This window comes from Halopseudomonas bauzanensis (assembly GCF_900114735.1).
Lineage (GTDB): Bacteria > Pseudomonadota > Gammaproteobacteria > Pseudomonadales > Pseudomonadaceae > Halopseudomonas > Halopseudomonas bauzanensis.
In genome coordinates, this window is record NZ_FOUA01000005.1 from 295,235 (window position 1) to 302,965 (window position 7,731).

Genomic DNA, 7,731 nt, shown 5'->3' on the forward strand with positions numbered 1-7,731 from the left:
TTTTTCCACGGATTGTTAAAGTGGCCCTCGGGCCTTCTTAGACCATGGTCGGATCGTCACGCCAATCAGCTCTTCCCTAGACTGCTGGCTGTTCGTAATCACCCACTGGTAACAAATCCATGTATGAAAGTCGTATTCGCATGCCTGCGCTGCATGACAAAGTCATGAGCGCAGCAGATGCTGCATTGCTGATTGAAGATGGTATGACCGTAGGCATGAGCGGCTTCACCCGTGCCGGGGAAGCCAAGGCAGTCCCGCTGGCGCTGGTCGAGCGCGCCCGGGAGCAACCGCTGAAGATCAGCCTGCTGACCGGTGCCAGCCTGGGCAACGATCTCGACAAACACCTGACCGAAGCCGGTGTACTGGCCCGTCGCATGCCCTTTCAGGTGGACGCCACCCTGCGCAAGGCGATCAACCAGGGCGAGGTCATGTTCATCGACCAGCATCTGTCCGACACCGTTGAACAGATGCGCAACCATCAACTGAAGCTGCCCGATATCGCCGTCATCGAGGCGGTCGCCATCACTGAGGAAGGCCACATCGTACCGACCACCTCGGTGGGCAACTCCGCCAGCTTCGCGATCTTCGCCAAACAGGTCGTGGTTGAAATCAACCTGGCGCATAACCCCAACCTGGAAGGTTTGCACGATATCTACATCCCGACCTACCGGCCGACCCGCACCCCGATCCCCCTGGTCTCTCCAGGCCAGCGCATGGGCAGCACCGCGATTCCGATCGACCCGGCGAAGATCGCCGCCATCGTCATTACCAACCAGCCCGACTCCTACTCCACGGTTACCCCACCGGATGCGGAAACCCAAGGCATCGCCGACCATCTGATCGCCTTCTTCGAGAAGGAGGTGGAAGCTGGCCGCCTGCCGAAGAACCTGGGCCCGCTGCAGGCCGGCATCGGCAGCATTGCCAATGCGGTGATGTGCGGCTTTATCAATTCGTCCTTTGAAGACCTGGTGATGTATTCCGAAGTGCTGCAGGACTGCACCTTCGAGCTGATCGACGCAGGCAAGATGACACTTGCCTCCGGCTGCTCCATCACCCTGTCGGGCCGTTGCAACGAGCGCGTGTTCGGCAATCTGGAGAAGTACAAGGACAAGCTGGTGATGCGCACCCAGGAAATGTCCAACCACCCGGAAATCGTCCGGCGCCTGGGCATCATCGGCATCAATACCGCATTGGAGTTCGACATCTACGGCAACGTCAACTCGACCCACGTGGGCGGCACCAAGATGATGAACGGGATCGGCGGTTCCGGCGACTTCGCCCGCAACGCCAACCTGGCAATTTTCGTCACCAAGTCGATTGCCAAGGGCGGAGCCATCTCCAGCGTGGTGCCCATGGTCAGCCATGTAGACCATACCGAGCATGACGTCGATATCCTGGTCACCGAACAGGGCCTGGCGGACCTGCGCGGTCTGGCACCCCGCGAGCGCGCCCGTGTGGTCATCGACAACTGCGTGCACCCGGATTATCGCGATGCGCTGAATGACTACTTCGAGCGAGCCTGCGCCAAGGGTGGCCACACGCCGCACCTGCTGCGCGAAGCGGTCGAATGGCACCTGAACCTGGAAGAGTTCGGCCATATGCGCGCCGCTGGCTGATCTATCTGCAGTCCCTGCCCCACAGTTGCCGCAACGGCTGTGGGGCAGCATTTATCTGTCCAGCGTCACAAATCTCCCTTTCGTATTCCCCCTCCGCTCGATAATGTGAAGCGCGGCACTTTGCCCGCCGGCCAACCTTGTTATCCTCCGCGCTGAATTCACTATCTCTCCGGGGCTCACCATGGATGCCAGCCAAACCCGAACCGGATTCAGCCGGGGCTTGCCAACGCTGTTTACCAATATCGCGCTCTTGATAGCGACCAGCCTGCCCGCCCAGGCCAGCGAACCCGGCGCCGAACGGCAAACCAGTTTCAGCGACCGCAACTACGTTCCCGGCCGCCACATCAACACCATTAGCCCGGTAACCATCAAGGAACGGAACAGCGCACCTGCCAAGGCCCGCCGGATTGAAGAAGAAACAGAGAAAGTGATCTGGACCGATGCCCGGGGCACGGAAACCGAATACCGCATGTATTACGCACATGACGGCACGCTGCTGGATTTCGCCAGCGTATGCAGCAATTACCGCACCGGCTCAATTGATTATCGCAACTGTCGCAAGGCCGCCAGGCAATGGTTCGGCAGCAAATGCAACGGCGGCAGCGCGGCGGGGAAGATGTATTGCCATGCACGCAATGCGTTCAGGCCTTGAGCGCCCCTGCAGCCCTGTGCAAGGCCGTCTAGTCACTAACTGTGGGAGCGGCCTTGGCCGCGAAGCTTTTCTTGCAAACCCGTTCGCGGGCAAGCCCGCTCCCACAAAAAACCAGCTCCAGCTGAGCTGATCTTACTCAAGCACTACATAACTCAAGAAACAGCGGTTCCCTCATTCTGCTCCCGAATCTTCTCGACAATTGCCGTGGTCGAGCAGCTATCGACGAACTTGAGCACCTTTACCTCACCGCCATAGGCCTGCACGATAGGCGCGCCCACTACCTGGTCGATGCCATAGTCGCCGCCCTTGACCAGCACATCCGGGCGCAACTGCTTGAGCAGCTCTTCCGGCGTATCCTCGGAGAAACTGACCACCCAGTCCACTGCGCCCAATCCGGCCAGCACGGTCATACGCCGCTCTACCGCATTGATCGGCCGTCCCGGCCCCTTCAGGCGGGTCACCGAGGCATCATCATTGATCGCCACGATCAGCCGGTCACCCTGGCTGCGGGCCTCTTCCAGATAGCCAACATGACCGGCGTGGATGATATCGAAGCAGCCGTTGGTGAAGACGATCCGCTCGCCATGGGCACGGGCATCCTCCACCGCCACCAGCAACTGGTCGGCCGACAATACACCCAGCCCTGCCCCCTGTTCATACTGGAGCGCCCGGCGCAGTTCCGGGGCGCTGATGGCAGCGGTACCCACCTTACCGATAACGATGCCGGCAGCCAGATTGGCCAAGCCCACGGCGTTGGGTAGCGATTCTCCTGCGGCCAGCGCGGTTGCTACCGTTGAGATCACGGTGTCGCCGGCGCCGGTCACATCGAATACTTCCCGCGCCCGCGCTGGCAAATGGAGGGCCGCTTCGCCCTGACGCAGCAGCGTCATCCCCTGCTCACTGCGGGTGACCAACAATGCCTCCAGGTTCAGCTCTTCGATCAGCGCCAGGCCCTTGTCGACCAGCTCCTGTTCGCTGGAGCAGATACCCACCACTGCCTCGAATTCGGACAGGTTGGGCGTGATCAAGGTGGCGCCGCGGTAGATGCTGAAATCTTTCCCCTTGGGGTCGGCCAACACCGGCAGGTTGCGCTCCCGAGCGGCCTTGATCAACGCCTGATGATTGACCAACGCACCCTTGCCATAATCCGAGAGGATCACCACCCGGACCTTGTCCAGCAGCCCGTTTACCGTATCCAGCAGAGCATCGCCATCGGTAGCAAAGGGCTCTTCGAAGTCCACCCGCAGCAGTTGCTGATGCCGACTCAACACCCTCAGCTTGGTGATGGTCGGCTGCTCGGGGTGCCCCTGGAAAGCGCAGTACACACCCGCAGCATTCAAGCGCCGCTGCAGTATCTCGGCGGCCTCGTCCTCACCCGTGACGCCCACCAGCCAGGCGGGCGCGCCCAGCGCAGCAATATTCAGTGCCACGTTACCGGCGCCGCCGGGGCGATCCTCGATCTGATCAACTCTGACCACCGGCACCGGCGCCTCCGGTGAAATACGGTGACTGGGGCCGTGCCAGTAGCGGTCCAGCATCACATCACCCACCACCAGAACCGGCGCGGAATCAAAACGGGGCATGGTCAATTTCATTGCGTCACTCACTTGTATTGGCTCCGACCTGTCAGGTTGGTAATAGCGTCTCAGACGGCGGGCTTCTCGTCCTGGAACTGCATACTGTGCAGCCGTGCATAATAACCATCCTGCGCTATCAGCTCGGCATGACTGCCGCGCTCGACGATGCGACCCTGGTCCATCACCATGATGATGTCGGCCTTCTCGATGGTCGACAAGCGGTGGGCGATCACCAGTGCGGTGCGACCTTCCATCACGCGATCCAGCGCCGCCTGGATATGCCGTTCCGACTCGGTATCCAGCGCGGAAGTTGCCTCATCCAGAATCAGCACCGGCGCATCGCGCAACAAGGCACGGGCAATGGCCAGACGCTGACGTTGGCCGCCGGATAATAATACGCCGTTCTCCCCAACCAGCGTGTCGTAGCCCAGAGGCAATTGATCTATGAATTCCGCTGCGTAGGCGGCTTCCGCCGCAGCAATCACGGCCTCGCGCGGCGCCCCGGCCAGATCACCATAGGCAATATTGTTGGCGACCGTGTCATTGAACAATGTCACATTCTGGGTCACCAGGGCGATCTGCCGACGCAGGTTGCGCAAACGGTACTGCTCTACCTCGACGCCATCGAGCAGGATTTCCCCTTGGTCATGACTATAAAAACGGGGAATCAGATTGGCCAGGGTCGATTTACCACTGCCGGAACGGCCCACCAGCGCCACCATCTGCCCCGGCTCGATAGTGAAATCGATGTCCTGCAATACCACCTTGTCCGTCCCGGGATAGTGGAAAGACAAGTTCTTGACCTCGATACGCCCGCTGATGCGGTCGCGCTCGACGGTACCGGTATCCTTCTCGGGCTCCTCATCCAGCTGCTCGAAAATGCTCTCAGCCGCGGCGATACCTTTCTGGATATTGGCACTGACCTCGGACAACTGACGAATCGGCTTGGGCAGCAAGCCTGCTGCTGTGATGTAGGACACCAGATCACCAGCGGTCGCATCGCCACGCAGAAACAACACCAGGAACATCACCCCGGCCATCGCCCCGTAGGTTACCAACTGCAGCGTAGGCGTGAACACCGCACCCGTACGGACCATCTTCAGGCCGCGCAAGCGATTGTTTTCGCTTGCTTTGTGGAAGCGATCACTCTCATATGTCTCGCCGCCGAAGCTACGTACCACACGGTAGCCGGTAATGGTCTCGGAGGTGACATGGGTCACGTCACCCATGGCCGTCTGGATCTTCTTGCTCTGCTTGCGAAATTTCTTGCTGGTGCTGTTGACCATCAGGCCAATCAGCGGCAGTACCGCCATCAGCACCAGGGTCAGCTTCCAGTTCATCCACAGCAGATAGCCGAACAGGAAGATCACCGTCATGCCTTCACGGAACACCACCTTGATTGCATCGGTGGCGGCGCCGGTGACCATGGTCACGTTGAAGGTCACCCGGGACACCAGATGGCCTGAATTGTTGTTGTCGAAGTAGCGATTGGGCAATGTCAGCAAATTATCGAACAGCGCGGTGCGCAGGTCATGTACCACACCCAGCGATACCCTGGCGATGTAGTAGTTACCCAGGAAGGAGCCAATGCCCTGATACACCGCGACCAGGATGATGAACAGCGGAAAGCCCCAGATCAGCGGTACGCCGAGAAACTGGGCGCTAGCCCCCTCATTCAGCCCATCCACAAAATACTTCAGCATCCAGGCCATAGCCGGCTGACTGGAAGCGAAGACCATGAACCCCAGGATACTGATGACAAACGACACCCAGTAGGGCTTCACATAACCGAGCAATCGCCCGTAGATCCGAATACTGGAGCGGGCAAAGCTTTCTTTTGGAGAATCCGACATAAGCTCTTCGCGAAATGGAATCAGGCCGGGAGTTTATCACAGCATGTCGGGCCACAAGCCCAATCGCATACAGCCTCACATGAAGGAATAGTCCAGTTACGGTAAACTACCGTTTTGTTTCAGGATCGTGTCAATGCAGCCACTCAACAGGGAACAGTACGATATCTGGCGTGCCGATGCGCAGATACTCGAGAAGGACGGCCACGGTGAAAAGGTCCTGCGCCTGGCCGACGGCACCTTTCTCAAACTGTTCCGGCGCAAAAGCTGGCTCTCCAAGACCGCTTTCTATTCACCGGCCAAACGCTTCGCGGACAACGCCGCAGAACTGCAACGCCTCGGCATCCCCTGCCCCCGGGTCATTCAGCTTTACCGGATGAGTGACCCATACCGTTCGGTGGTCCATTACGAACCATTGGCAGGCGAAACGCTGCGTCAATTACTGGAGGACGATACCAGTCTCGATCAACTGGAGCTGTTTGCTCGACTGGCGGAATTCATTACCCACCTGCATGATCTGGGCGTTTACTTTCGCTCGCTGCACATGGGCAACATTGTCCTGACGCCCGACAATAAACTCGGCTTGATCGATATATCTGATATGCGCTGCCTGGGCCGGCCACTGCCCCGGCGGATGCGGGACAGGAATTATCAGCATCTGCTGCGTTATGAAAGTGATTGGGGGATGGTGAATCCGCGTATCGGAACCTTGTTCATGTTCAGCAGAAGATGACGTAGTCCGGGAGCGAAACAGGATCAACGGTACCGGCAAGCATAGCTCGACGAGCGCCAGCACCCTGGCGCTAGGGAAGCTCCCTTACCCAAAACAGCTCATGCCAGCGTACTGCTTTTCGCAGATACTCATTGTCACCCGTCTTCGGCCAGCGCCTACCTGCGAGTAACCGCTGAATCTGACGCCGTAACCGCCGCTTGAGAGGTGCCGGCGGTTGCAGATCATGATGCATCAACAACGCCATGGCTTTCTCCAACCGCTGTTGCTCGTCCAGCACATGACTGAATATTTCCTCGCCAGGCAACTCAACCAATGCCGGAGGCAACGCTACCCCGGTATCAGCATCACCCATCGGCCAACGATCGTTATCATGCAGGTGGTTCGCATACAGCAGTAAGCGTTTTGGCTGCCAGGCAGAGCATTTCAATGCCTGGAAAAAGGCCTGGGTACACGCAATGTGATCCGCATGTGGGTCCAGCTCAGGGTGCGGCATAACCACTACATCTGGCTTTAAATGCTCCAGGCAAGCGCTCAGATCGGCGACCAGATTTGCCCAAGTAGGTAGGCCATGTAATGACCCAGTGAAAACCTGCACATGCTAAAGTCGCTTCAGAAATTGGAGTGAAGCATGACGCAAGAACCCGACATCAAGCGCTGGACAGCCAAACGCAAAGCGGAGCTGATCAAGCAGATCTACCGAGGGCAGACTACAGTGCCCGAGGCTGCGCGCCACTACGATCTCACCCAGCAGGAGATCGAGAAGTGGATGGACGATGCCGAAGCCGGGATGGAAAACGCCCTTAAGGCCAATCCCAAGGATATCGCCGAGCAGTATGAAACCCAGCTGCGCGAACTCCGGGAAGCCTATGGCGAGGCCATGCTGGAGCTCAAGTTCCGAAAAAAGTTGCAGCGCCATCTCGACTCGACCGACGATTGATCGATCAGGTCATGGCCGAGATGGCTACCCAAGGCTATGTCGTGACGGTGGTGCAGGCCTGCCGCTGGGCCGGTGTGTCCCGCCGCAGTTATTACTATCGGCCTACCAAAGCCAAACCCAAGGTCAATGAGCACTTGGCGGCGCGGGTAAAGCGGGTGATCAACGATCTGCCGTATGCTGACTACCGTACCGTTGCCTGGCTGTTGGGTGAGAACAAGAACACCATCCAGCGCCTGTTCCAGATCAAGGGCTGGCAGGTGCGCAAGCGCCGCAGTGGAGCCCGCCCCCGGGTGCAGGCATTACCTTCGGTGGCCTCGCGCCCGAATGAGCGCTGGGCAACAGACATTGCACGTGTCTGGTGTGGTC

Annotated in this window: 7 protein-coding genes and 1 pseudogene; 5 read left to right on the forward strand and 3 right to left on the reverse strand. The window is 58.9% G+C overall.

Annotated features, from left to right (window positions below; all coding sequences use genetic code 11):
* Positions 1 to 119 precede the first annotated feature (119 nt).
* Positions 120 to 1,616 carry an acetyl-CoA hydrolase/transferase family protein gene (locus BM267_RS12705; protein ID WP_074780164.1) on the forward strand — a complete coding sequence of 499 codons (1,497 nt, stop codon included), beginning with the start codon at positions 120 to 122 and terminating at the stop codon, positions 1,614 to 1,616.
* Positions 1,617 to 1,797: 181 nt separating this feature from the next.
* Positions 1,798 to 2,268 carry a hypothetical protein gene (locus BM267_RS12710; RefSeq protein WP_074780161.1) on the forward strand — a complete coding sequence of 157 codons (471 nt, stop codon included), beginning with the start codon at positions 1,798 to 1,800 and terminating at the stop codon, positions 2,266 to 2,268.
* Positions 2,269 to 2,420: 152 nt separating this feature from the next.
* On the opposite strand, the gene hldE is transcribed toward BM267_RS12710, so the two are convergent.
* Both hldE and msbA read right to left on the reverse strand, forming a co-directional pair.
* Positions 2,421 to 3,863, reverse strand: coding sequence for a bifunctional D-glycero-beta-D-manno-heptose-7-phosphate kinase/D-glycero-beta-D-manno-heptose 1-phosphate adenylyltransferase HldE (gene hldE, locus BM267_RS12715; RefSeq protein WP_074780158.1), 1,443 nt, complete (start codon positions 3,861 to 3,863; stop codon positions 2,421 to 2,423).
* A 50-nt stretch (positions 3,864 to 3,913) separates the two neighbouring features.
* Positions 3,914 to 5,698: a lipid A export permease/ATP-binding protein MsbA gene (gene msbA, locus BM267_RS12720; protein ID WP_074780155.1), complete on the reverse strand. Its 1,785-nt coding sequence runs from the start codon at positions 5,696 to 5,698 to the stop codon at positions 3,914 to 3,916.
* 133 nt (positions 5,699 to 5,831) lie between these two features.
* Between msbA and BM267_RS12725 the strand changes: the two genes are divergently transcribed.
* Positions 5,832 to 6,428: a lipopolysaccharide kinase InaA family protein gene (locus tag BM267_RS12725; protein WP_074780153.1), complete on the forward strand. Its 597-nt coding sequence runs from the start codon at positions 5,832 to 5,834 to the stop codon at positions 6,426 to 6,428.
* A 70-nt stretch (positions 6,429 to 6,498) separates the two neighbouring features.
* Here the strand turns inward: BM267_RS12725 and BM267_RS12730 are convergent.
* A pseudogene (locus BM267_RS12730) lies at positions 6,499 to 6,996 on the reverse strand (PIG-L deacetylase family protein); the annotation flags it as partial.
* Between the two features lie 60 nt (positions 6,997 to 7,056).
* On the opposite strand from BM267_RS12730, the gene BM267_RS12735 reads away from it, so the two are divergent.
* A complete protein-coding gene (locus tag BM267_RS12735; protein ID WP_036989911.1) occupies positions 7,057 to 7,365 on the forward strand; it encodes a DUF1153 domain-containing protein in 309 nt (102 codons plus the stop codon).
* Positions 7,366 to 7,376: 11 nt separating this feature from the next.
* Positions 7,377 to 7,731: hypothetical protein (locus tag BM267_RS12740; RefSeq protein WP_459562112.1), on the forward strand; the 355-nt coding region annotated here is incomplete at its 3' end.

What these genes read in the sequence shown, in the direction of transcription:
- hldE (WP_074780158.1), bottom strand. Translation starts at nt 3,863, where the DNA reads ATGAAATTGACCATGCCCCGTTTTGATTCCGCGCCGGTTCTGGTGGTG.
- BM267_RS12705 (WP_074780164.1), top strand. Translation starts at nt 120, where the DNA reads ATGTATGAAAGTCGTATTCGCATGCCTGCGCTGCATGACAAAGTCATG.
- BM267_RS12735 (WP_036989911.1), top strand. Translation starts at nt 7,057, where the DNA reads ATGACGCAAGAACCCGACATCAAGCGCTGGACAGCCAAACGCAAAGCG.
- BM267_RS12710 (WP_074780161.1), top strand. Translation starts at nt 1,798, where the DNA reads ATGGATGCCAGCCAAACCCGAACCGGATTCAGCCGGGGCTTGCCAACG.
- msbA (WP_074780155.1), bottom strand. Translation starts at nt 5,698, where the DNA reads ATGTCGGATTCTCCAAAAGAAAGCTTTGCCCGCTCCAGTATTCGGATC.
- BM267_RS12725 (WP_074780153.1), top strand. Translation starts at nt 5,832, where the DNA reads ATGCAGCCACTCAACAGGGAACAGTACGATATCTGGCGTGCCGATGCG.